25 protein-coding genes are annotated in these 22,967 nt (G+C 72.6%); 7 read left to right on the plus strand and 18 right to left on the minus strand.

The features are described from left to right. Positions 1 to 56: 56 nt before the first annotated feature. Positions 57 to 365: a DUF4229 domain-containing protein gene (locus ACO03V_RS14770; RefSeq protein ID WP_423138116.1), complete on the plus strand. Its 309-nt coding sequence runs from the start codon at positions 57 to 59 to the stop codon at positions 363 to 365. 38 nt (positions 366 to 403) lie between these two features. Here the strand turns inward: ACO03V_RS14770 and ACO03V_RS14775 are convergent, their stop codons facing one another. The 4 genes from ACO03V_RS14775 to ACO03V_RS14790 all read right to left on the minus strand — a co-directional run bounded on the left by ACO03V_RS14775 (position 404) and on the right by ACO03V_RS14790 (position 4,301). After that, a complete protein-coding gene (locus tag ACO03V_RS14775; RefSeq protein WP_367733274.1) occupies positions 404 to 1,378 on the minus strand; it encodes a 1,4-dihydroxy-2-naphthoate polyprenyltransferase in 975 nt (324 codons plus the stop codon). 11 nt (positions 1,379 to 1,389) lie between these two features. Continuing rightward, positions 1,390 to 2,532, minus strand: coding sequence for an AMP-binding protein (locus ACO03V_RS14780; RefSeq protein WP_423138117.1), 1,143 nt, complete (start codon positions 2,530 to 2,532; stop codon positions 1,390 to 1,392). Positions 2,533 to 2,596: 64 nt separating this feature from the next. Then, positions 2,597 to 3,499, minus strand: coding sequence for a 1,4-dihydroxy-2-naphthoyl-CoA synthase (locus ACO03V_RS14785; RefSeq protein ID WP_423138118.1), 903 nt, complete (start codon positions 3,497 to 3,499; stop codon positions 2,597 to 2,599). Between the two features lie 4 nt (positions 3,500 to 3,503). Then, complete coding sequence (locus ACO03V_RS14790) at positions 3,504 to 4,301, minus strand: LLM class F420-dependent oxidoreductase (protein WP_423138119.1); 798 nt, start codon at positions 4,299 to 4,301, stop codon at positions 3,504 to 3,506. 73 nt (positions 4,302 to 4,374) lie between these two features. On the opposite strand from ACO03V_RS14790, the gene ACO03V_RS14795 reads away from it, so the two are divergent. Further along, positions 4,375 to 5,373, plus strand: a complete 999-nt coding sequence (locus ACO03V_RS14795) for an o-succinylbenzoate synthase (RefSeq protein WP_423138120.1) — start codon at positions 4,375 to 4,377, stop codon at positions 5,371 to 5,373. On the opposite strand, the gene ACO03V_RS14800 is transcribed toward ACO03V_RS14795, so the two are convergent. Next, on the minus strand, positions 5,370 to 5,999 hold the full coding sequence (locus ACO03V_RS14800) for a TetR family transcriptional regulator (protein ID WP_423138121.1): 630 nt from the start codon (positions 5,997 to 5,999) through the stop codon (positions 5,370 to 5,372). The two genes, ACO03V_RS14795 and ACO03V_RS14800, sit on opposite strands and share 4 nt — an antisense overlap. A gap of 116 nt (positions 6,000 to 6,115) precedes the next feature. Here ACO03V_RS14800 and ACO03V_RS14805 point away from each other — a divergent pair, with 116 nt between their 5' ends. Both ACO03V_RS14805 and ACO03V_RS14810 read left to right on the plus strand, forming a co-directional pair. Continuing rightward, on the plus strand, positions 6,116 to 8,941 hold the full coding sequence (locus tag ACO03V_RS14805) for an MMPL family transporter (protein ID WP_423138122.1): 2,826 nt from the start codon (positions 6,116 to 6,118) through the stop codon (positions 8,939 to 8,941). Continuing rightward, positions 8,938 to 11,028 carry a YhgE/Pip domain-containing protein gene (locus ACO03V_RS14810; RefSeq protein ID WP_423138123.1) on the plus strand — a complete coding sequence of 697 codons (2,091 nt, stop codon included), beginning with the start codon at positions 8,938 to 8,940 and terminating at the stop codon, positions 11,026 to 11,028. Before ACO03V_RS14805 ends, ACO03V_RS14810 begins: the two co-directional genes overlap by 4 nt. Before the next feature lie 140 nt (positions 11,029 to 11,168). On the opposite strand, the gene ccsB is transcribed toward ACO03V_RS14810, so the two are convergent. The 7 genes from ccsB to ACO03V_RS14845 all read right to left on the minus strand — a co-directional run bounded on the left by ccsB (position 11,169) and on the right by ACO03V_RS14845 (position 17,165). Continuing rightward, entirely contained in the window at positions 11,169 to 12,179 is a 1,011-nt protein-coding gene (gene ccsB, locus ACO03V_RS14815) for a c-type cytochrome biogenesis protein CcsB (protein WP_367733253.1), read from the minus strand. 4 nt (positions 12,180 to 12,183) lie between these two features. Continuing rightward, positions 12,184 to 13,893: a cytochrome c biogenesis protein ResB gene (gene resB, locus ACO03V_RS14820; RefSeq protein WP_423138124.1), complete on the minus strand. Its 1,710-nt coding sequence runs from the start codon at positions 13,891 to 13,893 to the stop codon at positions 12,184 to 12,186. Positions 13,894 to 13,906: 13 nt separating this feature from the next. Continuing rightward, entirely contained in the window at positions 13,907 to 14,656 is a 750-nt protein-coding gene (locus tag ACO03V_RS14825) for a cytochrome c biogenesis CcdA family protein (protein ID WP_423138125.1), read from the minus strand. Further along, on the minus strand, positions 14,653 to 15,258 hold the full coding sequence (locus ACO03V_RS14830; RefSeq protein WP_387052583.1) for a TlpA family protein disulfide reductase: 606 nt from the start codon (positions 15,256 to 15,258) through the stop codon (positions 14,653 to 14,655). The genes ACO03V_RS14825 and ACO03V_RS14830 overlap by 4 nt, the downstream gene beginning before the upstream one ends. Next, positions 15,258 to 15,902 carry a histidine phosphatase family protein gene (locus ACO03V_RS14835; RefSeq protein WP_423138126.1) on the minus strand — a complete coding sequence of 215 codons (645 nt, stop codon included), beginning with the start codon at positions 15,900 to 15,902 and terminating at the stop codon, positions 15,258 to 15,260. The genes ACO03V_RS14830 and ACO03V_RS14835 overlap by 1 nt, the downstream gene beginning before the upstream one ends. Before the next feature lie 83 nt (positions 15,903 to 15,985). Further along, a complete protein-coding gene (locus ACO03V_RS14840; RefSeq protein WP_414685873.1) occupies positions 15,986 to 16,669 on the minus strand; it encodes a DedA family protein in 684 nt (227 codons plus the stop codon). Positions 16,670 to 16,775: 106 nt separating this feature from the next. Beyond that, positions 16,776 to 17,165: a hypothetical protein gene (locus ACO03V_RS14845; protein WP_423138127.1), complete on the minus strand. Its 390-nt coding sequence runs from the start codon at positions 17,163 to 17,165 to the stop codon at positions 16,776 to 16,778. A 42-nt stretch (positions 17,166 to 17,207) separates the two neighbouring features. On the opposite strand from ACO03V_RS14845, the gene aspS reads away from it, so the two are divergent. The 3 genes from aspS to ACO03V_RS14860 all read left to right on the plus strand — a co-directional run bounded on the left by aspS (position 17,208) and on the right by ACO03V_RS14860 (position 21,007). Then, the gene (aspS, locus tag ACO03V_RS14850) at positions 17,208 to 18,548 is read left to right on the plus strand and encodes an aspartate--tRNA(Asn) ligase (RefSeq protein ID WP_423138128.1); all 1,341 of its coding nucleotides are present in this window, start codon (positions 17,208 to 17,210) and stop codon (positions 18,546 to 18,548) included. Positions 18,549 to 18,628: 80 nt separating this feature from the next. Continuing rightward, complete coding sequence (locus ACO03V_RS14855) at positions 18,629 to 19,657, plus strand: ATP-binding cassette domain-containing protein (RefSeq protein ID WP_423138129.1); 1,029 nt, start codon at positions 18,629 to 18,631, stop codon at positions 19,655 to 19,657. 99 nt (positions 19,658 to 19,756) lie between these two features. Continuing rightward, a complete protein-coding gene (locus ACO03V_RS14860; protein ID WP_423138130.1) occupies positions 19,757 to 21,007 on the plus strand; it encodes a mechanosensitive ion channel family protein in 1,251 nt (416 codons plus the stop codon). Between the two features lie 40 nt (positions 21,008 to 21,047). Here ACO03V_RS14860 and ACO03V_RS14865 read toward each other — a convergent pair whose 3' ends face one another. The 6 genes from ACO03V_RS14865 to ACO03V_RS14890 all read right to left on the minus strand — a co-directional run bounded on the left by ACO03V_RS14865 (position 21,048) and on the right by ACO03V_RS14890 (position 22,907). Next, complete coding sequence (locus ACO03V_RS14865; protein WP_367733230.1) at positions 21,048 to 21,350, minus strand: Dabb family protein; 303 nt, start codon at positions 21,348 to 21,350, stop codon at positions 21,048 to 21,050. Then, on the minus strand, positions 21,347 to 21,625 hold the full coding sequence (locus tag ACO03V_RS14870; protein WP_367733228.1) for a glutaredoxin family protein: 279 nt from the start codon (positions 21,623 to 21,625) through the stop codon (positions 21,347 to 21,349). The genes ACO03V_RS14865 and ACO03V_RS14870 overlap by 4 nt, the downstream gene beginning before the upstream one ends. Before the next feature lie 28 nt (positions 21,626 to 21,653). Beyond that, on the minus strand, positions 21,654 to 21,947 hold the full coding sequence (locus ACO03V_RS14875) for a rhodanese-like domain-containing protein (protein WP_367733226.1): 294 nt from the start codon (positions 21,945 to 21,947) through the stop codon (positions 21,654 to 21,656). Between the two features lie 87 nt (positions 21,948 to 22,034). After that, positions 22,035 to 22,133 carry a 30S ribosomal protein bS22 gene (locus ACO03V_RS14880; RefSeq protein WP_003792170.1) on the minus strand — a complete coding sequence of 33 codons (99 nt, stop codon included), beginning with the start codon at positions 22,131 to 22,133 and terminating at the stop codon, positions 22,035 to 22,037. A gap of 82 nt (positions 22,134 to 22,215) precedes the next feature. Next, complete coding sequence (locus ACO03V_RS14885; protein WP_367733196.1) at positions 22,216 to 22,407, minus strand: helix-turn-helix domain-containing protein; 192 nt, start codon at positions 22,405 to 22,407, stop codon at positions 22,216 to 22,218. A 104-nt stretch (positions 22,408 to 22,511) separates the two neighbouring features. Beyond that, entirely contained in the window at positions 22,512 to 22,907 is a 396-nt protein-coding gene (locus ACO03V_RS14890) for an ArsR/SmtB family transcription factor (RefSeq protein WP_367733194.1), read from the minus strand. Positions 22,908 to 22,967 lie beyond the last annotated feature (60 nt).

Below are 22,967 nucleotides of genomic sequence, written 5' to 3' on the forward strand. Positions count from 1 at the left end.
CCGGCTGGACAGGGGCCGGACGCCGACAGGTCCGCCGACCGCCGTAGAATGGTCGAATGCGTGCCCGCTCCGCCCTGGTCTACACCGTGCTGCGGCTGCTCGCGTTCCTGGTCCCGCTCGGCATCCTCCTGCTGTTCCCGGTGTTCCAGGAGCTGCCCTGGCTGGCCGCCGTCTTCGCGGCCCTCATCGGCCTGAGCCTTTCCCTGCTCCTCCTGCGTCGACCGCTCGACCAGGTCACCGGCGGGCTCGCCGAGCGCAACGCCGCCCGCAAGGCCGAGAACCGCGAGCGCCGGAGCGCCGCGGAGGCCGACGCCGACGTCGAGGACGCCGTGGTCGACCGCAGCCGCCCCGACGACCAGCGCTGAGCCTGCGCGGAGCCGGCCGGCGCTGAGCCTGCGCGAGCTCAGACCGCGAGGAACGCCCAGAACAGCAGGGCACCGTAGGCGACCGACGTGAGGCTCGTGACCTGCAGCGCCGTGATCAGCTCGCGCGGCACGCGGTAGGTCCACACGATGAGGATCGCCGACAGTCCCCCGAGCAGGGCGATGAGCGTCAGCCACGCGACCGGGAAGATCAGCGCCAGGAACGCGGAGATCGCGAACGGCACCAGCACGAACACCGTGAACAGCACCCGCGTCGCCGTGCGGCCGATGAGGACCGACAGGGTGCGCTTGCCCGCGAGGCGGTCCTGGTCAATGTCGCGCAGGTTGTTCACCAGCAGCACCGCGCAGGCCAGCAGGCCCGCGGCCACCGCTCCGAGCCAGGCCTCCTGCGGCAGCGCCCGCACCTGCAGCCACGTCGTCCCGAGGGTGGCGACCAGGCCGAAGAACACGAAGACGAACACCTCGCCGAGCGCGTTGTAGCCGTACGGCCGCTTGCCGCCGGTGTAGAAGTACGCCGCGACGATGCACGCGGCCCCGACCAGCAGCAGCCACCACTGCTGCGTCCGGATGACCAGCGCGAGACCGACGAGAGCCGCGAGGGCGAAGAACGAGAACGCGACGATGAGCACCGTGCGCGGGCGGGCCTTGCCGGCCCCCGTCAGACGGGCCGGACCCACGCGCACGTCATCCGTGCCGCGCACGCCGTCGCTGTAGTCGTTCGCATAGTTGACGCCGATCTGCAGCGACACGGCGACCGCGAGGCACGCGAGGGCGATCACCCAGTGCAGCGCGGGATCGACCAGCGTCGCCGCACCCGAGCCGATGAGCACGGGCGTGATGGCCAGCGGCAGCGTCCGCAGTCGGGCGGCGCCGATCCAGTCCCGGGCCGTCGCGGGAGCGACCGCCGCCGGCGACGCGACCTTCGGCTTCGACGGGTCACCGCCGACGCGACGACGCTTCACGGGCTGGGAACGCTTGCGAGACTGTGCTGCCACGAGGGGTCAGTTTATGCCGCCCCGGCCGCCAGACGACGACGCAGCAGCGCGCGGTCCGGCTTGCCCGACGACAGCACGGGCATCTCCTCGACCAGGACGACGCGCGACGGACGGGCCGGTCGCCCCACCTCGAGCCCGACGGCGTCCCGCACCCGCCGGAGGAGCGCGTCGGCCGGTCCCGCACCGACGGCGACCACGGCCGAGCCCTGCCCCCACGTCGCGTCCTCGACCGGGACGACCACGGCCGTCTCCAGACCCGGGATGCCGCGGACCACCGCCTCCACCCGGTCCAGCGACACGTTCACGCCGCCCGAGACGATGACGTTGTCGAGACGACCGGTGACCCGCAGCACCCCGTCCGTCAGCTCGCCGGCGTCACCGGTGCGATACCAGCGCACTCCGGCGGCATCCGTCGGGAAGATCTCCGCCGTCCGGGCCGGCTCGCCCAGGTACCCGTCGGCGAGAGTCGGACCGGTGAGCCGGACCTCCCCGTCGACGATCGCGACCTCGACGCCGTCGAGCGGGACCCCGTCGTAGACGCACCCGCCGCTCGTCTCGGTCGAGCCGTAGGTGCGGACGATCCGTGCGCCGAGACCCGCCGCCCGCTCCCGGGTCGCCGGGGGCAGCGCCTGGCCGCCGACGAGGATGCGCTCGAACGACCGCAGCGCCTCCGCGACCTGGGGATCCTCGTCCGCCGCGTCCAGCAGCCGCTGCAGCTGCGCCGGGACGAGCGAGGTGTACGTGGGCACGCGCGCGCCGTTCTCGTGCGACACCAGGCCGAGCGCGGCCGCCGCGAACGCGTCCGGACGGAACGACCCGGCCAGCACCCCCGGCTCCCGCTCCGCGGCGAGCGCCCGCACGAGCACCTGCACCCCCGCCACGTAGGTCGCCGGCACCGCGAGCAGCCACGCCCCCTCGCCGATCCGCGCGGAGGTCGCGAACGCGCTCGTCAGCAGGGCGTTCCGGCTGAGCGCCACCGACTTGGGCACCCCCGTCGAACCGGACGTCGTCACGACCACCGCCGTGCCGGGCGGCACCTCGTCCGGCAGGTCCGCGCCCCCCAGTGCCACCGCCGGCCCGGCGCCGAACACGGCCGCGCGCAACGCCCGCAGGACGTCGCGCGCGTCCGAGGACGACGGGGCCGCGAGTCTCACCGCGCTCCGCCGGGGCGGCATCCGACGGTCGTCAGCCGCGCCCCGGCCGAACCGGGTCCGGGGATCAGAAGTGCCACGGGACGCCGGACCAGTCGGGAGCCCGCTTCTCGAGGAAGGAGTCGCGCCCCTCCGCGGCCTCGTCGGTGCCGTACGCCAGTCGCGTGGCCTCGCCCGCGAAGAGCTGCTGGCCCACCAGACCGTCGTCGACCGCGTTGAACGCGTACTTGAGCATGCGGATGGCCGTCGGCGACTTCGTGAGGATGGTGCGGGCCATCCCGAGCGCCTCGCGCTCGAGCTCGGCGTGCGGGACGACGCGGTTGACCGCCCCCATCTCGTACGCGCGCTGCGCCGAGTACTCCTCCGCGAGGAAGAAGATCTCGCGGGCGAACTTCTGCCCGATCTGTCGGGCGAAGTAGGCGGAGCCGTAGCCGGCGTCGAACGAGCCGACATCGGCATCCGTCTGCTTGAACCGCCCGTGCTCGGCGCTCGCGATCGACAGGTCGCACACGACGTTGAGCGAGTGGCCGCCGCCCGCGGCCCAGCCCGGCACGACCGCGATGACGACCTTCGGCATGAAGCGGATGAGCCGCTGCACCTCGAGGATGTGCAGGCGCCCGGCGCGCGCGGGGTCGCCGACGGCGCCCTCCTCGTCGGAGTACTTGTAGCCGTCGCGTCCGCGGATGCGCTGGTCTCCGCCGGAGCAGAACGCCCATCCGCCGTCCTTCGGGCTCGGCCCGTTGCCCGTGAGCAGCACGACGCCGATCCGCGGGTCCTGCCGCGCGATGTCGAGCGCCGTGTACAGCTCGTCGACCGTGCGCGGACGGAACGCGTTGCGCACCTCCGGACGGTCGAACGCGATGCGGGCGACCCGGCCGTCGTGCGTGACGTGCGCGGTGATGTCGGTGTAGCGCTCCGCCCCGGGCGCCGGGACCCACTCGTCCGGGTCGAAGATGTCGGAGACGGTCACCGGCTCAGGCGTTCTTCGCGTCGCGCCAGGCGAGCCACCGCTCCACGATCGAGTAGTCCCAGTCCGGACCCGAGAAGCCGAGCGTGAACAGGCGGGTGCCGGCGTCGAACAGCGCGTCGGCGTCGGACTCGTCCCGGTCCTTCAGCTCGTTCGAGACGACGAGACCCGACAGGTCGCGCCCCTCCGTCTCGGCCCAGCGCTCGATGACGCCGAGCTTGTGCGGCAGCTCGTCGGGGGTGACGAAGCTGTGCCAGATGTCGGCGTGACGCGCCACGATGCGGAGCGTCTTCTGCTCGCCCTTGCCGCCGATCATGACCGGGATGCCACGCGTCGGCGCCGGGTTGAGCTTGCCCCACCGCGCGACGATGCGGTCGAGGTCCGTCGCGAGCGCGTTGAGGCGGGACCCGGCGGTGCCGAACTCGTAGCCGTACTCGTCGTAGTCGCGCTCGAACCAGCCGGAGCCGGTGCCGAAGATGAAGCGGCCGGTGTCGCCGCCCTTCTTGCTGATGTGGTCGATCGTGCGGGCCATGTCGGCCTGCAGGTCCGCGTTGCGGTAGCTGTTGCAGTTCACCAGGGCGCCGAACTCGACGCGCTCGGTCTGCTCGGCCCACGCGGCGAGCATGGTCCACGCCTCGAAGTGCTCGCCGTCCGGGTCGCCGTAGAGCGGGAAGAAGTGGTCCCAGTTGAACAGGATGTCGACGCCCATCTCCTCCAGGCGGAGGACGGCGTCGCGGATGTCGGAGTACTGGACGTGCTGCGGCTGGATCTGGACGCCGAGCCGGACCGGGGTGTCGAAGAGCATGCGGCCAGCCTATTCCCGTGTCCCCGAGTGCGGGCGGCTGACGCGGACGGCCTCCACGCGACAGGATGAGGGGATGAGCACCGCCGCCCTCCCCCCGCTGGACGCCCTCCTCGCGACCGCGCGGGTCGTGACCCTCCCCCTCGTGACGCGGTTCCGCGGCGTCGAGACGCGCGAGGCGGTCCTGCTGGAGGGCCCGGAGGGGTGGACGGAGTTCTCCCCCTTCGTCGAGTACGGCGACCGCGAGGCCGCCACCTGGCTCGCCGGTGCCCTCGACTTCGGCTGGACGCCCGCCCCGCCGCCCGTGCGCACGGCCGTGCCCGTCAACGCCACCGTGCCCGCGGTCGCCGCGGACCGGGTCGACGCCGTGCTCGACCGGTTCGACGGATGCCGCACCGCCAAGGTGAAGGTCGCCGAGCGCGGACAGGTGCTCGCAGACGACGTCGCCCGCGTGCGCGCCGTGCGCCGCCGACTGGGACCGGAGGGTCGCGTCCGCATCGACGCGAACGGCGGCTGGAACGTCGACGAGGCCGAGCGCGCCGTCCACGCGCTGGCCGAGTTCGACCTGGAGTACGTCGAGCAGCCGTGTGCGGAAATCGACGAGCTCGCACAGCTGCGGGAGCGCATCGACTACCTCGACATCCCCGTCGCCGCGGACGAGAGCGTCCGCAAGGCGGACGACCCGCTGCGGGTGGCCCGCGCCGGCGCCGCGGACCTCCTCGTCATCAAGGCCCAGCCGCTCGGCGGCATCCATCGGGCGCTGCGCGTCGTCGCCGAGGCCGGACTTCCGGCGGTCGTCTCCAGCGCCCTGGACACCTCGGTGGGTCTCGCGATGGGCGCCGCCCTCGCCGCGGCGTTGCCGACGCTCGCGCACGACTGCGGGCTGGGCACCGCCTCGCTGTTCACCGCGGACGTCGTGGCCGACCCCCTCGTCGCCCGGGACGGCCTGCTCCCCCTCGTGCGCCCGCGACCCACCGACGCCGAGCTGGACCGCGTCGCGGCGAGCGCGGACCGGCGCGACTGGTGGCTCGCGCGCCTCGAGCGGTGCCATGACCTCCTTCGGGCGGAGGGCTAGCCGAGGATCAGCCGGACGATCTGCGACAGCCGGTCGGCGAGCAGGGCACGGGATGCCGCGGCGTCGTGCCCCGTCATCAGGGCGTGCTCGCTCGCGGACACCCACGCGGCCAGCAGGAGCTCGGTCGCGGACTCGGCCGACACGCGCAGCTGCAGCCCCCGCGTCCGCGCGATATCGCGGACGAGCTCGAGGACGCTCTCGGACAGGGCGGCGTTCAACGCCAGGTAGGCCTCCGCGAAGTCGGGGTTCCGCAGCGCCTGCAGACGGGTCTCCGCCCCGAGCAGCACGTCGAGACGGTCGCTGCCCGACACCTCGAGCACTTCCTGGACCAGAAGGAGCGCGTCCTGCGGGGAGCCGACGCCGACGCCCTCCGCCGCCGTCACACGATCGCGGACGGCGGCGATCGTCGTCTCCGCAGAGCGCTCGCAGAGCGCGAGGAACAGCTCGTCCTTCGAGGCGAAGTTGGAGTAGAACGCCCCGCGGGTGAAGCCGGCGCGCTCGCACACGGCCTCGACGGAGGCGGCATCCATCCCGACCTCCGCGAAGACCTCGGCCGCCGCGTCCATGAGGCGGGTCCGGGTGTTCTCGCGCCGTCGCGTCGGCGCCGCCGCAGCCGTCTCGGTCATCGTCCGTCGTCCCCTCGCCGCGGGACCCGGTCGGGTGCCCGGCTCATACGATACAGTGTTGTATCCGATACGGTGATGTATCGAAGCTGTCCGCCTCGATCGTGGGAGCCGCCACCGTGTCCACCTTCCTCTTCACCCTCGGACGCTGGTCGTTCCGTCACCCGTGGCGCGTCCTCGTCGGCTGGCTCCTCGTGCTCGTCGTGGCCGGCGGCGGCGTCGCGCTGCTCGCCAAGGGCACGGACAACACCTTCGCCATCCCCGGGACCGAGTCGCAGGCCGGGCTCGAGATGCTCGAGCGGACGTTCCCGCAGGTCAGCGGCGCGAGCGCCGAGATCGTCGTCGTCGCGGCCGACGGCGCCACCGTCGAGGATCCGGCCTACCGGGACGCCCTCGGCACCGCCACCCAGGACATCGGCGCGCTCGACTTCGTCGCCGCCGTCACCGACCCCTACGACGACATGGTCTCGGGCGGCATCTCCGACGACGACCGCGCCGCGATCGTCCGGGTGCAGTTCGACGGCGAGGCCACCGAGGTCCCCGCCGACACGATCGCCGGACTCGAGCAGGCGCGCGACACCCTGGCATCCACCCTCCCCGCCGGCGCGCAGGCGGTGCTCGGCGGTCAGCTGTTCGCGACGGAGATCCCCGGCGTCTCGATCACCGAGGCCGTGGGCGTCGTCATCGCGGCCCTCGTCCTCATGGTGACGTTCCGCTCGTTCCTGGTGGCCGGGATGCCACTGGCCACCGCCCTGCTCGGCGTCGCCTTGTCGGTCGCCCTCATCTTCGTCGCCACGGGCTTCGCCACGGTCTCCTCCACCACGCCGCTGCTGGCCGTGATGCTGGGCCTCGCCGTCGGCATCGACTACTCCCTCTTCATCGTGTCGCGACATCAGGACCAGACCCGGCACGGCATGGACCCGGAGGAGTCGGCCGCGCGCGCGACCGGCACCGCGGGCTCGGCCGTCGTCTTCGCCGGCATCACGGTGCTGATCGCGCTCATCGGCCTCGGCTTCGCCGGCATCCCGTTCCTCACCACTATGGGGGTCGCGGCGTCCGTCGCCGTCGCGATCGCCGTCTGCGTGGGGCTCACGCTCACGCCCGCGCTTCTCGGCTTCGCAAAGGGGCGCGTCGTCGGCTGGGGCTTCGGGCCGAAGGGCCGTGCGCGTCGCAGCGCCCGAGCCGCCCGCCGCACCGAGCGACCCGGGACGGCGCGCCGCTGGGTGGGCCTGGTCACCCGGCATCCGATCGTCACCTCGGTCGCCGTGATCGGCGTGCTCGGCGTCGCCGCGATCCCCGCCGGCAGCCTCGCCCTGACGCTGCCGAACGCCGGTCAGCTGCCCGAGGGCGACGAGGCGCGGACGGCCTACGAGCTGACCGACGAGTACTTCGGTCCCGGTGCCAACGGCCCGCTCATCATGACCGGCACGATCGTCACCTCGAACGACCCGCTGACCCTCATGCAGGACATCGGCGACGAGATCGCGAAGGTCCCCGGCGTGGCCGAGGTCGCCCTCGCCACCCCCAACGAGACCGCCGACACCGGGATCGTCCAGATCGTCCCCGAGACCGCCCCGGACGACCCGGCCACCGCCGACCTCGTCCGCGAGCTGCGTGCGCAGGAGGACCGGCTCTTCGACCGGTTCGGCGTGCGCCTGCTCGTCACCGGCTACACCGCCGTCACCATCGACATCTCCGACCAGCTCGGCGCCGCGCTCGTGCCCTTCGGCATCTTCGTCGTCGGCCTCTCGCTCGTGCTGCTGATGATCGTCTTCCGCTCCATCTGGGTGCCCCTCACGGCCGCGGGCGGCTACCTGCTCTCCGTCGCGGCCTCCTTCGGCGTCGTGGCGGCGGTCTTCGAGTGGGGCTGGTTCGCCGACGCGCTGCACGTGGCGAAGGTCGGCCCGATCATCAGCTTCATGCCCATCGTCGTGATGGGCGTGCTGTTCGGCCTCGCGATGGACTACCAGGTCTTCCTCGTCTCGCGCATGCGCGAGGACTACGTGCACGCCGACCGCGAGGACCGGACGCCCCGCGAGGTGGCCGTGGGAGCCGTCCGCAGCGGGTTCCACGCCTCCGCGCGCGTCGTGGTCGCCGCCGCCGTCATCATGTTCGCCGTGTTCGTCGCGTTCGTCCCCGAGGGCGACTCCAGCCTCAAGCCCATCGCGCTCGGGCTCGCCGTCGGCATCGCCGTCGACGCGTTCCTCGTCCGCATGACGCTCGTGCCGGCAGTCCTGGCTCTCCTCGGCGCGAAGGCGTGGTGGATGCCCCGCTGGCTGGACCGCCTGCTGCCGCGTCTCGACGTCGAAGGCGAGGCGGTGGAACGCGAGATCGGCCTCGCCGACTGGCCGGGCGAGCCCGGGCTCGCCGTCGCCGCCGATGGGCTGCGCGCCCCCGCCGGCCGCGACGGGGAGCCGGCGTTCGCCGACGTGGCGCTGCGCGTGCCCGCCGGCGGGACGCTGCTCGTCACGGGCGCCACCGCGGTCACGCGGCCCCTGCTGCTCGCGCTCGCGGGCCGCCTCTCCGGCATCGACGGACGGCTCCGCGTCGACGGACTGCTGCTCCCCGAGCGCGCCGGCGCCGTGCGCGCCCGCGTCGGCCTCGCCCTCCTCGACGACCCCGACGACGTCGCTCCCGAGGTCCGGCGCGCCCTCGCCGGTGGGACGCGCCTCGTCGTCCTCGCCGACGTGGACCGTCTCGACGACGACGCCCGCGACGACGTCGCCCGCGCCCTGCGCCGGGCCGCGGGCGACCTGCGGGACCGCGACGACGCGACCGACGGCCTGACGGTCGTCGTCTCCGCCCGCGACGAGGGACGCGCCCTCGCCCTGCTGGCCGCCGCGGAACGCCCCGACATCGCCGCGGTCGCCCTCCCCTCCCGTCGCGCCCCGCGCGACGAGCCCTCCCCCGATTCCTCCTCTTCGATCCTCGAGGTGTTCGCATGACCCGTCTCGTCGAGCGCTCCCGCAGCCGCCGCCCCGTCACCTGGCTGACGCTCGTCGGCGTCCTCCTGCTGCCCGCCGTCATCGGCGGCATCCTCGTCGGCGCTCTCTACAACCCCACCGATCGCCTCGACAACATCACCGCGGCCATCGTGAACGACGACGAGCCGGTCACCCTCGACGGGCAGACGATCCCCCTCGGTCGCCAGCTCACCGGCGGTCTCGTCGCCGGCGCGGAGGACCAGCCCAGCAACATCGACTGGGTCATCTCGAACGACGACGACGCAGCGGCCGGGCTCGCCGACGGCACGTACACGGCCGTCGTCACGATCCCCGACAACTTCACCTCCGCCGCCCTGTCCACGCGGCCCGGCGAGACCCCCGAGCGCGCGACCATCGACGTCTCGACCGCCCCCGAGGCCCGCGTCGTCGACGGCGCCATCACCGCGCAGCTCGCATCCACCGCGTCGTCCGTATTCGGCAGCGAGCTCTCGTCCCAGTACCTGGAGAACGTCTTCCTCGGCTTCACCACCCTCGGCGACCAGCTCGGTCAGGCCGCGGGGGGCGCCCACCAGCTCGCCGACGGTGCAGCGCAGGCGACCGACGGCGCCACGAGCCTGCGCGACGGGCTCGGACAGCTCGCCGACGGCACCGCCGGTCTCGCCGACGGCGCCGGACAGCTCACCATCGGGGCCGACCAGCTCGCCGCCGGAGCGTCGCAGCTCGGCGGCGGCGCCGCCCAGCTCGCCGGCGGCACCCGTGAGGCGGCCGCGGGCATCGGCGACCTCGCCGCGGGGGCGGATCGCATCGCCGAGGGCAACCGCGCCCTGGCGACGCAGATCGGCGCCCTGGCGGACGCCGTCCCGCCGGAGTTCACGCAGACGGCGACCGGCATCGCCGACGCCGCCCCCCAGGTGGATGCCGCCCTCGTCACCGCCGCCGCCGACCTACGGCGCCTGGCCGACGCCTGCGACGCCGGCACCACCCCCGACCTGTGCGGGCAGCTCGCCCAGGCCGCCGACCGTGCGGACCAGGAGCTCCCGCGCGCCCAGCAGACCGTGGCGCAGATCGGCGCCCTCGCCGGACAGGCCGCCCAGCTGCCGGCCGGCATCCGCACGATCGCGGACGCCAACGCGCAGCTCGCCGACGGCGCCGCGGGCATCGCCGGCGGAGCGCGCGAGGCCCAGTCCGGTCTCGGCACGCTCGCCACCGGCATCGACGGCGTCGCCACCGGCGCGAACGGCCTCGCCGACGGCGCCCGTCAGCTCAGTGGCGGCGCATCCGCCCTGCAGTCGGGCGCCGACCAGCTGGCATCCGGCACCCGCGACGCGCAGGACGGAGCGGGCGCGCTCGCCGACGGCGTCGGGCAGGTGGCCTCCGGGACCGCCTCGCTCGCCGACGGTCTCGACCAGGCCGTCGCCGCCCTGCCGACCTACACCGACGCGCAGGCCGCGAGCCTCGCCGACGTCGTCGCCGACCCCGTCTCCGCGACCGGCGTCGAGGACTCGCTGTTCGGGCTCTCCGCCGTGCCGCTGCTCGCGATGGCGGTTCTCTGGTTCGGCGGTCTCGGGTCGTTCGTGGCGTTCCAGGCCGTATCCGCACGCGCCCTGACGACGCGGCGCCCCTCCGCCCTCGTCGCGCTGCGCTCCTTCGCCCCCGCCGGTCTCATCGGCGCCGCCCAGGGCCTCCTCGTCGCGGGCGTCGTCCAGATCGCCGGTCAGTACGGGTGGGGGGACTGGGCCCTGTTCGCCCTCGTCAGCATGCTCGCCGGCATCGCCTTCGCCGCCGTCCACCAGGCTCTCGTCGCCGTCTTCGGCGGCGCCGGGCGCTGGGTCGCCGCCGTCGTCGGAGCCCTGGCCGTCGGAGCGAGCATCGTCTCCACCGTGCCGCCGGCCTTCACCGCCGTGGCCGCGCTGCTGCCCACCTCCCCCGCCTACGACGCGATGCTCGGAGCGCTGTCCTCCTCCGGCGGCGTCGGAGCCGGGGTCGCCGCCCTCGTCGTCTGGGGCGCGCTGGCGCTGCTCGCGACGACCCTCGTGGTCGTCCGGAGACGGACCGCCTCCGCCCGCACCGCCCTCGCGACGGCCTGAACCGCCGGGGCGCGCGCAGGCGGGAGCCGCCCGCCGCTCGCGGGGCGGGGAGCCGCCCGCCGCTCGCAGAAACGCACGAACCTCGCAGTGATCCGGACGGATGCTGCGAGGTTCGCGTCGTTCTGCGGGGAGCGGGAGGGTTACTCCGTGAGGCCGCTGTAAGCGTGGAGCCCCTTGAAGAACACGTTGACGATCGTGAAGTTGAACAGCACCGCGGTGAAGCCGATGATCGACAGCCACGCCGAGCGCGTGCCGCGCCATCCTCGGGTCGCCCGCGCGTGGATGTACCCCGCGTAGAGCACCCAGATGACGAAGGTCCAGACCTCCTTGGTGTCGAAGCCCCAGAAGCGCCCCCACGCGTCGTTGGCCCAGATGGCCCCGGCGATGAGGGTGAAGGTCCAGAAGATGAAGCCCACGATGGCGAAGCGGTACGCGAGCGACTCCAGGTCGTCGGACGACGGGAGCGTCCGCAGGAAGCTGCGTCGCGGGGTCGCCTCGACCGGGGCGCCGACGAGCTTGCGCTCCCGACGCGACTGCAGCAGCTGCACCACCGACAGGCCGAAGGCGAGCGCGAACAGCGCGGTCGCGAGGATCGCGACGAAAACGTGGATGACGAGCCACACGGACTTCAGCGGATCCGCCAGCGGCACGACGTCCACGTGGTACGCCAGCGTCGCCCCGCCGAGCATGACGATCGCCATGCCGGTGATGAGCGAGCCGAGGAAGCGCAGGTCGAACTTCGGCAGCACGGCGAGGTAGACGCCGACGATGATCAGCAGGCCGGTCAGGGCGAACTCGTACATGTTCGACCACGGGACGCGCTCGGCGGCGATGCCGCGGAGCACCGTCGCGACGAGATGGAACGCGAAGCCCATCGCCGTCAGCGCGGTGCCGATGCGGGCCCACACGTAGCGCGGCTTCGCGACGGAGGATCCGGATGCCGCTCCCCCGCGGTCCGCTGTCAGCACCCCACCACCGCCGGCGGTGACGAGCTCGCGGGCGACGACGGCGTCCTTCGCCTTGACGGCGAGGTCGGAACGGCGTGCGAGGTCGATCGCGTAGGCGATGAACGCGAGGACGTAGATCGCGACCGCGGTCCACACCAGCAGGAGGGAGATCTCATCGAGGAGGATCGGGTCGGTTCCGGGCATGATGTCAGTCTACTTTTCCGGTGTCGGGGCGGCTCGGGCCGGCGTCGGCACGGCTCGGGAGGGTGGCGGCGTGCCGTTCGGCCATCTGGTCCACGGCGGCGGCGAGCGTGGGGTCCTCGCCGCGGGCGAGACCGGCGTACTCGACGGTGACGCGTCCGTCGCGCGCGGTGGCCTTGACCCACATGCGCCGACGGGGGACGAACAGGGCGGCGAGCAGGCCGAGGGTCGCCAGGACAGCGAACGCGAGGACCCAGGGACCCGCGAGGTCGCGGTGGATGGACAGCGACGCGAAGCGCTTGACGGACCCGTCGTACCCGGTGGCCCCGTCGGGCGCCTCGTTCTCGAACGTGATGGTGCCGAGGCCGTTCGGGAGGTCCTGCGTCTCGCCCGGCATGAGCTGCAGCGCCGGGGTGCCGCTGTCGCCGCCGGCGAGCTGCTCCATGCCCGTCGGGTCCAGCGTGTACACCGAGCGGGGGGTCCCGTCGTCGATGCCCAGGTCGCCGGCGTACACGCGCAGCGTGAGCACCGGGTACTCGAGATCGCCGTAGGTCGAGGTGAGGGCCCCGCTGTCGAGCACGTCCATGGTCGGGTAGAAGAACCCGACCAGGCCCAGCTGCTCGGGCAGACCATCGGCGACCTTGATGACGCCGAGCGAGGTCATGTTGGCATCCTGGGGCAGGAACGCGATCGAGTCGTGGAACACCTCGTCGCCCTGGGCGTCGCGGATGGTCACGGTCGGGGCGTAGCCGTTGCCGAGGAGGTAGACGCGATCACCGGCGACGTCGAGCGGGTGGTTCACGCGCACCTCGCCCTCCTGCGGCTCCTGCCCGGGAGCCCGCGTCGTCATGTGCGCGGCGAAGTCGCCGGCCTGACCCGACCCCGGCTGGCCCGGCGGCACGTACGTGACGTCGAACTGGTCGAGGGTGAGGGAGTACGGCGTGAGCGTGTCGCCGCCGACGAAACGCCCCGGGTTGAACGACGAGTAGTCGAGAAGGCTGTTCGCGAAGGCCTGGCCCTCGACGAGCACGCGCTGCCCCGTGTAGGTGAACCCGCCGCCGACGCCGACCGCGAGGAGCACGCCGACGAGAGCGGCGTGGAAGACGAGGTTGCCGGTCTCGCGGAGGTACCCCCGCTCCGCCGAGACGGAGAACGACCCGCGCCCGTCGTAGCGCGCCACCCGGTAGCCGCTCTTGCGCAGCTGGGTCGCCGCGCTGTCCACGGCGGCCGCGGCGGCGGCATCCGCGTCCCCCTCCGGGACGATCGTGAGCGAACGGTGGTCGTCCAGTCGCGAGAGGCGCGCGGGCGTGCGGGGCGGCTGCGACCGCAGGGCCTTCCAGTGGTGCTTCGTGCGCGGCAGCACGCAGCCGATCAGCGAGATGAACAGCAGGATGTAGATGGCCGAGAACCATGGCGACGTGTACACGTCGAAGAGGCTGAGCCGGTCGAGGATCGGCGCGAGGTCCGGGTTGTCGGTGAAGTACTGCGTGACGCCGTTCGGGTCGGCGCTGCGCTGCGGCACGAGGGACCCGGGGACGGCCGCGATCGCGAGCAGGAGCAGCAGCACGAGCGCGGTGCGCATGCTCGTCAGCTGACGCCAGCCCCAGCGCAGCCACCCGACGACGCCCAGACGCGGGGAGGTGACGTCGTCCCCGCCGCCCGGCTCGGACTCGGCGTGGTCGGACGGACGCAGCACGCCGTCGGTCGGGTCGGTCATCGTGGTCCCTCGATCAGAGCGGGAGCTGGACATTGCCCATCACCCCCTGCAGGGACGACATCCACGCGCCCCAGACGCCGGTCACCATCGCCAGGCCGAGCACCACGAGGAGCAGGCCGCCGATGATGTTCACGGCGCGGATGTGCGCGCGGATGAACGCGACGGACCGGGTGGCCCAGCCCAGGCCCAGCGCGAGGAGCAGGAACGGGATGCCGAGACCCAGCGAGTAGAAGAGGCCGAGGAGCGCGGCCCGGCCGGGATCGCCGAGGTTGTACGACACCGAGAGGATCGCCGCGAGCGTCGGCCCGATGCAGGGCGTCCAGCCGATGCCGAGCGCGACGCCCAGCAGGGGCGCCCCGACGAGGCCGAGACCGCTCTTCGACTGCATCCGGACGGAGCGCTGCGCGATCCCGAACAGGCCGATGAAGACGAGGCCCATGAGGATGATCACCACGCCCAGCACGCGCGTGATGACGTCGGAGTACCGGGTGAAGAAGGCGCCGGCCGTCCCGCCCAGGGCGTTGTACGCGACGAACACGAGCGTGAACCCGGCGATGAACAGGAGGGTGCCGCCGACGAGCCGCCCCCGACCGGGCGCGGACGCCGACCCGCCGCGGGGAGCGACCGCGCCGCCGATGTAGCCGAGGTACCCGGGCACCAGCGGCAGCACGCACGGCGACAGGAACGAGATCAGCCCCGCCGCGAGGGCGATCGGCAGCGCGAGCCAGAGGGCGCCGTCGAAGACGATCGCGCCGGGGTTCACGCCGTCTCCGCCACGAGCGTGCGCACGATGGCCTCGAGGATGGATGCCTCGGGCAGCTCGCCCACGATGCGGGCCGCGACGCGGCCCTCCCGGTCGAGCACGAGGGTGGTCGGCGTCGCGTTGATGGGCGTCTTGTCGGCGAAGGCGAGCTTGAGGTCCGCGTCGTTGACGGCCATCGCGCTGGGATAGGACACGTCGTTGTCGCGAGCGAACGAGAGAGCCGTCGCGGGCTGGTCGTACGTGTTGATGCCGAGGAACGACACGTCCTGTCCTTCGAAGCTCTGGTACGCCTGCTCCAGACGAGGCGCCTCGATGATGCACGGGCCGCACGTGGCGTACCAGAAGTTCACGACGAGGACGCGGCCGGCGAAGTCGCCGCTGGAGACGGGCGAGCCGTCGTCGAGCGAGCCGGAGAACTCCACGGGCTCGCCGCGCTGGTCGGCGGGGATCTCGACGGTCTGGAAGCCGTTGGCGGCGATGTAGCCCTTGTTGTCGCCCGCGCGGTACTGCTCGGCGAGCGGATCGGCCGAGCAGGCGGCGAGCCCGACGGCCAGCGTGGCGGTGGCCGCCGCGGCGACCACGGCGGAGAGGATTCGGCGCATCAGACGGCTCCTACGTCGACGGCTCCGGCGGTGGATGCCGGCTCGGCGTACGCCACCTCGACCCAGCGCGGCGCTCCGGCGGCGCCGTCTCGCCGCTCGAAGCTCGTCACGCTCGACAGCGCGCAGCGGCGCTTGCGGGGGTCGTGGCGGGTGGGACGGTGGGCGATCGCGAGGTGCGTCACCCAGATGGGGAGCTGATGCGACACGATGACGACGTCACCGTCGGGCACGCGCTCCCAGGCGTCGTTCATGGCCTCGACGACACGGCCGACGATGCTCGCGTAGGGCTCGCCCCAGCTGGGCAGGTCCGGCTGCCGCAGGTGCCGCCAGTTCAGCGGATTCGCCAGCGCCTGCTTCATCCGATGCCCTTCGAAGACGTTCGTCGGCTCGATGACGCGCTCGTCGATGACGGCCTCGAGACCGAAGATCTCGGTGAACGGCTCCGACGACTCGCGCGTGCGCTGGAGCGGGGAGGCCACGAGCGCCGACACCGGCCGCTCGAGCCTCTGGATGTGCTCCGCGGCCTGCCGCGCCATCCGCCGACCGTCGACACTCAACCCGAAACCGGGGAGCCGACCGTAGAGCACACGGCGAGGGTTGTGGACCTCTCCGTGGCGCACGAGATGAAGGCGTTCGGCGGGCACCTGGTCAGTCTACGTTCGAGGGCTGTGGGCGGACTGAGCGCCCGGCCCCGTTACTTCGACGGTGGGGGAACGCGGGGCGGACGTCAGGCGTCGCGCCGGGACGCCAGCAGCGCCCGCACGCGGGCGTACAGGAACCACGCCACGCCGATGGCGACGGCGGCGATCACGATGTACTGCAGGATGTCGGCGTACTGCTCGATGACGTGCCAGTTCTCGCCCAGCAGGTACCCCGCGAGCACGAAGATCGTGTTCCAGATGAGGCTGCCCGCGCCGGTGAGCAGGCCGAACCGGAGCGGGGACATCTTCGCCACGCCGGCCGGGATGGAGATGAGGCTGCGGAAGATCGGGATCATCCTCCCGAAGAACACGGCCTTGCCGCCGTGACGCTCGAACCAGGCGACCGTGCGGTCGACGTCCTCCGGGTGCAGCAGCGGCACCTTCGCGGCGATGGCCCGCAGGCGCTCCGCCCCCAGCCAGCGGCCGAGCCCGTACAGGACGTAGGCGCCGACGATCGAGCCGACGGTGGTCCAGATCAGCGCCTCGGCCAGAGTGAAGCTCCCGCGGCTGGCCGTGAGACCGGCCATCGGCAGCACGACCTCGCTGGGAAGCGGCGGGAAGAGGTTCTCCAGCGCGATGGCGACGCCCGCTCCGACCGGGCCGATGACCTCCATGAGCGAGACGGTCCAGTCGGCCAGGGAGGTCAGCCAGGACTGGTCCTGGGAGCCGGCCGCGGCGGACACCGCGGCGGGGAGGGTCATGACGGTCATCGGGTGCCTTCGCGCTCGGTGATCGGCAGCCCGGTCGGACGCCTCCTCCAGGCTAGGGCGGGAGCCGCCGGTCTGCCTGGGGATTGCCCCGGAGGGCGGGCAGGCCTCAGCGGGGTGAGACGCCCGCTCCCACGATGGCGGCGGCCACGAACCACAGCGCCACCATCCCGATCACGGTCAGCAGCGGCACCCAGAACGCGATGCGGTGCCGCACGAGCCGGACGATGGCCACGGCCACGCCGATGACGAGCGCCGCCCACGGCGCGATCACGGCGAACCACAAGCCGAAGTTCACCAGGCCCAGGTCGCAGGAGGCGAGGAAGCAGCTGTCCCCGGCGGCGGTGAACAGCAGGCCCGCGGAGGTCGCCGCGAGGGCCGCGAGCGGCAGCAGGACGAGCAGGACGACCGTCAGCGCGACGTCCCACACCCGCAGGCCACCGCGCCTCGGCTCGGGACGCAGCGTCCGGAACGCGTCGGGCGGCAGGGAGTAGGTCACGACGGACATCCTAGGGAGGCCCCCACCGTAGACTGTCCCCTCGTGAGCGAACGCGTCCTGATCACCCAGTTGAAATCCCTCCCCGCCGGCCCCGTCGAGGTGTCGGGATGGGTCGAGACCGTGCGCGATCAGAAGAAGGTGCAGTTCGTCGTTCTCCGCGACGAGACCGGCGCCGTCCAGCTGGTGAACCCGGCGACGCGTCCGAGCGAGGAGGCCGGGGACCAGGATGCCGCCGCCGTCGCGCTCACCGAGACGATCGGCGCCCTCGCCACCGGCACCTTCCTCACCGTCCGCGGCGAGCTGAAGCACGACGAGCGCGTGAAGCTCGGCGGCGTCGAGATCAAGGTCGGCGAGCTCGTGATCGCCGCCGCCGCGAACCCCGAAACGCCGATCGCCGCCGACAGCAGCCCCGACAAGCGCATGGACTGGCGCTTCATCGACCTGCGTCAGCGCCGCAACAACCTCATCTTCCGCGTGCAGACCACGCTCGAGCACGCGATGCGCACCTATTGGGTGGAGCGGGACTACATCGAGGTGCACTCGCCGAAGCTCATGGCATCCCCGTCCGAGTCGAACGCGGAGCTCTTCGAGGTGCCGTACTTCGAGGAGAAGACCGCCTACCTCGCGCAGAGCCCGCAGTTCTTCAAGCAGATGGCGCAGGTCGCCGGCTTCGGCAAGATCTTCGAGATCGCGCCGGCGTTCCGCGCCGACCCCTCGTTCACGAGCCGTCACGCGACCGAGTTCACCTCGATCGACGCGGAGATCAGCTGGATCGACTCGCACGAGGACGTCGCCCGCATGCAGGAGGAGCTCCTGCAGACGGCGATCCAGGCCGTCGCCGACAAGCACGGCGCCGAGATCCAGGAGCTGTTCGGCGTCGAGGTGCAGGTCCCGACCCTGCCGTTCCCGCGCATCCCCCTCGCCGAGGCGCGGGAGATCGTCGCGGCGCGCGGGTACGACATCCCCCGCACCGACGGCGACCTCGACCCCGAGGGCGAGCGTCAGATCGCCGCGCACGTCGCCGAGACGTTCGGTCACCAGTTCGTCTTCATCACCGACTACCACCCCGAGATCCGCGCGTTCTACCACATGCGCGACGAGGAGACCGGGCTGACGAAGTCCTACGACCTGCTGTTCAACGGCGTCGAGATCACCACCGGCGCCCAGCGCGAGCACCGCGTCGACGTCCTCGTCGAGCAGGCGAAGGAGAAGGGTCTCGACCCCGAGCACCTCGACTTCTACCTCGACTTCTTCCGCTTCGGCGCCCCGCCGCACGGCGGGTTCGGCATGGGTCTCGCGCGCGTGCTGATGCTGCTGCTGGGCGAGTCGTCGATCCGCGAGGTCACCTACCTCTTCCGCGGCCCCACGCGCCTGGCCCCCTGACCCGTATTCGTTCCCTGCGCGTCGGCGCCGATTCACCCACCGGGACCGTGCCGGTCGTCGCGGACGCCTAGCGTCGGGGGATGGCCGTCGTCCGTCCCCCCGAGTCCGAGGCCGTGTCCGCTCCCGACACCGAGGGAGCCGTCGCCCCGCGACGGGCGGCCGACGTCGTCCACCTGGATGCCGTCGGCGTCCGGCGCGGTCGCCGGTGGGTGCTCGCGGAGGTGGACCTCGCCGTCGGCCCGGGCGAGATCGTCGCGGTCACCGGCGCCTCCGGGTGCGGCGCCTCGACCCTGCTCGCCGTGGCGGCGGGGCTCCGACGCGCGACCGTCGGCCGCGCTCGTACCGCCGCACGGCACGAGGTCCGCGTGGTCGCCGGGGACGCTCCCCTCCCCCTCCTCCCCGGCGTCGACCCGGATGCCGCGGACCTGTCCGTCGTCGGACTCGCCCCCGGAGCCCCCCACCGCCCGCACCTGCTGAGCGGCGGCGACCGGCAGCGGCTCGCGCTCGCCCGGGCCCTCACCGCCGCCCCGCGCCTGCTCGTCCTCGACGACCCGCTCTCCCGCCTGCACAGCGTCGAGCGGGCCGAGCTGGTGTCGGCGCTCGCGCGGACGCTGCGCGCCCGCGGCGTCGCCGTCGTCTGGGCCACCCGCGACACGGCCGAGGCATTCGCGCTCGCCGACCGGGTCCTGGCGCTGTCGGCCGGACGGGTGGTCGCCACCGGCGCCCCGGAACAGGTGAGCGCGCGCGCCGCCGAACCGGAGCTCGCGCCCGTCCTCGGACCCGTCAGCGCCGTCCCCGGCATCGTCGACGGCGACATGGTCGACGTCTGGGGTCAGGAGATGCCGCTGGCCGCATCGGCCCACGACGGGCACTGCGAAGTGCTCGTGCGCCCCGAGGACGTGCTCCTCGTCGACGTCGACGGCGGACCGGGCGTCGACGCCGTCGTCGAGGAGACCACCTTCCTCGGCGGCACGCGCCGCACCATCGTCCGCGCGGCGGACGGCAGCCTGGTCCGCCTGCAACACTCCTCCGCGCGGGATCTCGCGCCGCGCGAACGCGTCCGGATCGCCCTCGCCGACGTCGCCGTGTCGACCCGCCCGCTCGCCTAGGCCCGTCAGTATCGCCCGACCCCCGTCGTCCTGTCGAGGCGCACGGGGTCCGGCCCCCCTCTCGGTAGCGTGGCCGCCGACCCCGACCCGAGGAGGCCCATGCTCGACCCCTGGCTGCAGTTCGCCGTCACCCTGACCGCGGCGATCGTCATCGCCGTCATCGTCTCGTTCATCGTGACCGGCATCGTCCGGCTGATCGCCCGGCGCCACGACTGGCCCGGAGACCTCGTGCGCCGCGCGCGTCGCCCTTTCCGGGCCGTGGTCCTCGTCGTGGCGGTCTGGGCCGGCATCGGGCTGGCCTTCCCCCGCGAGCTGCGGGACGAATGGATGCCACCCCTCACGCAGACGCTGACGATCGCGGTCATCCTCGCCTCGGCGTGGCTGCTGTCGGCCCTGGTGTCGTTCGCCACCGACCTCGCTCTGGGCCGCCATCGGATCGACGTCCCGGACAACCGGCACGCGCGCCGGATCCGCACGCAGACGCTCATCGTCCGCCGCCTCGCCCTCGTGCTCATCGTTGTCGTGGCCATCGGCGCGATCCTGCTGACCTTCCCCGCCGTCCGGACCGTCGGCGCGAGCCTGCTCGCCTCGGCCGGCATCGCCTCCATCGTCGCGGGCCTCGCGGCCCAGTCCGTGCTCGCGAACATCTTCGCGGGGGTGCAGCTGGTCTTCAGCGACGCCCTGCGCGTCGACGACGTCGTCGTGGTCGAGGGCGAGTGGGGGCGGATCGGCGAGATCACCCTCAGCTACGTCGTGGTGGACCTGTGGGACGAGCGCCGGCTCGTCCTGCCCTGCACGCACTTCACCACCCAGCCGTTCGAGAACTGGACGCGGCAGGGCAGCGAGCTGCTGGGCGCGGTGGAGATCGACGTCGACTGGCGGGTGTCGCCCGCCCGCATGCGCCGGCACCTCGACGAGATCCTCGCGGACACCGACCTGTGGGACGGACGCACCTCGGTCCTCCAGGTCACGGACGCCGTCGGCGGGCTCGTGCGCGTGCGCATCCTCGTGAGCGCCCGCGACGCCCCGACCCTGTTCGACCTGCGGTGCCGCGTCCGCGAGGACATGGTGGTGTGGGTCCAGCAGGCGATGCCCGCCGCGGTGCCCGCTCAGCGCCTCCTATGGGCGGACAGCGGGACGGATGCCACCCCCTCCGACGGGCGGGACGCGGCGCGGCACAACGGCGCAGACGCCTCCATCGGCGGACGCACCGACGACGCCGACGTCCTCGAGGACGATCACGGCTCCGGGCTGTTCACCGGGAGCGCCGAGGCGGAGCGCCGCGCCAGCACCTTCACCCAGGCGATCCCGATCGTGCACGTCGACGGTGCGGGAGACCCGCGCCGCTGACCACGGTGCTCCCGCGCGCGAGCGCGGGAGCAACCCGGTCTCAGCCGGGGAAGTCGATCGAGGCGCGCTCGGCCACCACGGAGCGGACGAACGCCGCCGCCTCCTGGTGAGCCGGGTGCACCTGGTAGCGCTCGAGCGCCTCGACGTCGGCGAACTCGCTCACCAGCGCGACATCCCAGTTGGCCTGGGGGTACGCCACGTTCCGGCCGATCTCGATGTGCTGGATGTCGTCGATGACCTCGCGCAGGGCGAGCAGCCGCTCCGCGATCTGCTCCGCGTGCAGGGCACGGGTGTCGGCGTCGTCCGCCGCGAGCTTCCAGAGGACGATGTGTCGGATGCTCACGCGGAGGCTCCTTCGGTGTCGGCGGCCAGGAGCGCCGCGCGCAGGCGGTCGGCCGACACGCGCCAGTGCGCGTGCAGACGGCCGTCAATCAGGACGACGGGGATCTTCTCCCACCACTGGTCGTACAGGGCGGGGTCGTCGGCGATGGACGAATGCTCGACGGCGATGCCGTCGGCGACGCCGTCGGGCAGATCAGAGACCACCGAGTCGACGATCTGCTCGGCGACCTCGCAGAGGTGGCAGTCGGGCTTGCCGATGAGCGTGAGGGTCGTCACGCTCCCATCCTAGGAGCCGGGGAGGCGCTCAGGACTGAACGTCGTACCCCGCGGCGATCCATTCCCCGGTGCCGCCCTCGACGTTGGTCGCGTCGTGCCCGCGGGCGGTGAGGGCCTCGACGACCCGCGCCGAACGGCCGCCGGCCTGGCAGATGACGTCGAACGCGCCCTCGGGCAGCTCGTCGAGGTGCTCGCCCAGGGTCGACATGGGCAGGTTCACGGCGCCCGGCACGTGGCCGGCGACGAACTCGTGCTCCTCCCGCACGTCGATGAGCGGGCGCTCGCGGCCCGCGTGCAGATCGTGGACGGTGATGGACTGCATGCTTCCTCCGAGGACGGACGACGGCCGGGCCAACGGATACACGAAGCGCCCGTCACAACAGGACAGGCGCTCGGTGTGGTGGCCGCGTTACTTCTTGTTGCGACGCTGGTGACGAGTCTTGCGAAGCAGCTTGCGGTGCTTCTTCTTCGCCATGCGCTTACGGCGCTTCTTGATGACAGAACCCACGGAAAACCTCACTAAGTCGGGGTCTGGGTGCCGATGTCGGCCCCCGGGAACACTAGGCGTTGGAAAAAAGCCTCGGATCAGTCTAGCCGACGTCGGACACCGGCCGCTGCACGGCATCCGCCACGGCGGATTCCGGCACCCGATAGCTGCGTCCGAAGCGGACGGCGGGCAGCTCGCCCGAGTGCACGAGACGGTAGACCGTCATCTTCGACACGCGCATCAGCTCGGCGACCTCGGCCACCGTCAGGAAACGCACGTCCGGCAACTCGGCCATCGACCACCCCTCGTCCGGGTGCTCTCACCCTCTGATGCTGGACACACTCTAGAGTCTGCGCGCGACGCGTGTAAACCGCTGTGACAGCCGTGACGGATGTGCGTTCAGCGGCCGGGCAGCTTGCGGAAAGCGCTCTCGATCGAGTGCTTCACGGACGCCGCCGCACGGCCGACGACTTCGGCCGCGTGGACGGCCGAATCCGGCAGCGCCGGCTCGTTCTCGGCATCCACCGAGAAGAACGGCACAAGCCAGTCGTCGACCTCGTCGAGAGGCGCGACCGTCAGGCTGTAGAAGCGGTGCTGCCCCACCTCGCGGACCGTGACCAGCTCGGCCTGGCGGAGCACCTTGAGGTGCTTCGACACTGTCGGCTGACTCACCCCGAGGGCCGTGACGATCTGCGAGACGCTCGTGCCCCGCTCCCCACCGGTGGCCCGATCGAGCAGCAGCTGAAGGATGTCGCGACGCGTCCCGTCAGCGATCACGTCGAAGATGTCCGCCATGGCATTAGATTAGCCGCGCCCTCGCACGAGTACCATGATCCGGGTTCCGGCAGAGAGGGA

Source organism: Microbacterium sp. HMH0099 (assembly GCF_049384025.1).
Taxonomy (GTDB): domain Bacteria; phylum Actinomycetota; class Actinomycetes; order Actinomycetales; family Microbacteriaceae; genus Microbacterium.

Coding starts and splice junctions, on each gene's coding strand:
- ACO03V_RS14770 (WP_423138116.1), top strand. CDS start 57: ATGCGTGCCCGCTCCGCCCTGGTCTACACCGTGCTGCGGCTGCTCGCG.
- ACO03V_RS14790 (WP_423138119.1), bottom strand. CDS start 4,301: ATGCTCTTCGACACCCCGGTCCGGCTCGGCGTCCAGATCCAGCCGCAG.
- ACO03V_RS14795 (WP_423138120.1), top strand. CDS start 4,375: ATGAGCACCGCCGCCCTCCCCCCGCTGGACGCCCTCCTCGCGACCGCG.
- ACO03V_RS14800 (WP_423138121.1), bottom strand. CDS start 5,999: ATGACCGAGACGGCTGCGGCGGCGCCGACGCGACGGCGCGAGAACACC.
- ACO03V_RS14810 (WP_423138123.1), top strand. CDS start 8,938: ATGACCCGTCTCGTCGAGCGCTCCCGCAGCCGCCGCCCCGTCACCTGG.
- ccsB (WP_367733253.1), bottom strand. CDS start 12,179: ATGCCCGGAACCGACCCGATCCTCCTCGATGAGATCTCCCTCCTGCTG.
- resB (WP_423138124.1), bottom strand. CDS start 13,893: ATGACCGACCCGACCGACGGCGTGCTGCGTCCGTCCGACCACGCCGAG.
- ACO03V_RS14830 (WP_387052583.1), bottom strand. CDS start 15,258: ATGCGCCGAATCCTCTCCGCCGTGGTCGCCGCGGCGGCCACCGCCACG.
- ACO03V_RS14840 (WP_414685873.1), bottom strand. CDS start 16,669: ATGACCGTCATGACCCTCCCCGCCGCGGTGTCCGCCGCGGCCGGCTCC.
- ACO03V_RS14855 (WP_423138129.1), top strand. CDS start 18,629: ATGGCCGTCGTCCGTCCCCCCGAGTCCGAGGCCGTGTCCGCTCCCGAC.
- ACO03V_RS14860 (WP_423138130.1), top strand. CDS start 19,757: ATGCTCGACCCCTGGCTGCAGTTCGCCGTCACCCTGACCGCGGCGATC.
- ACO03V_RS14875 (WP_367733226.1), bottom strand. CDS start 21,947: ATGCAGTCCATCACCGTCCACGATCTGCACGCGGGCCGCGAGCGCCCG.
- ACO03V_RS14885 (WP_367733196.1), bottom strand. CDS start 22,407: ATGGCCGAGTTGCCGGACGTGCGTTTCCTGACGGTGGCCGAGGTCGCC.
- ACO03V_RS14890 (WP_367733194.1), bottom strand. CDS start 22,907: ATGGCGGACATCTTCGACGTGATCGCTGACGGGACGCGTCGCGACATC.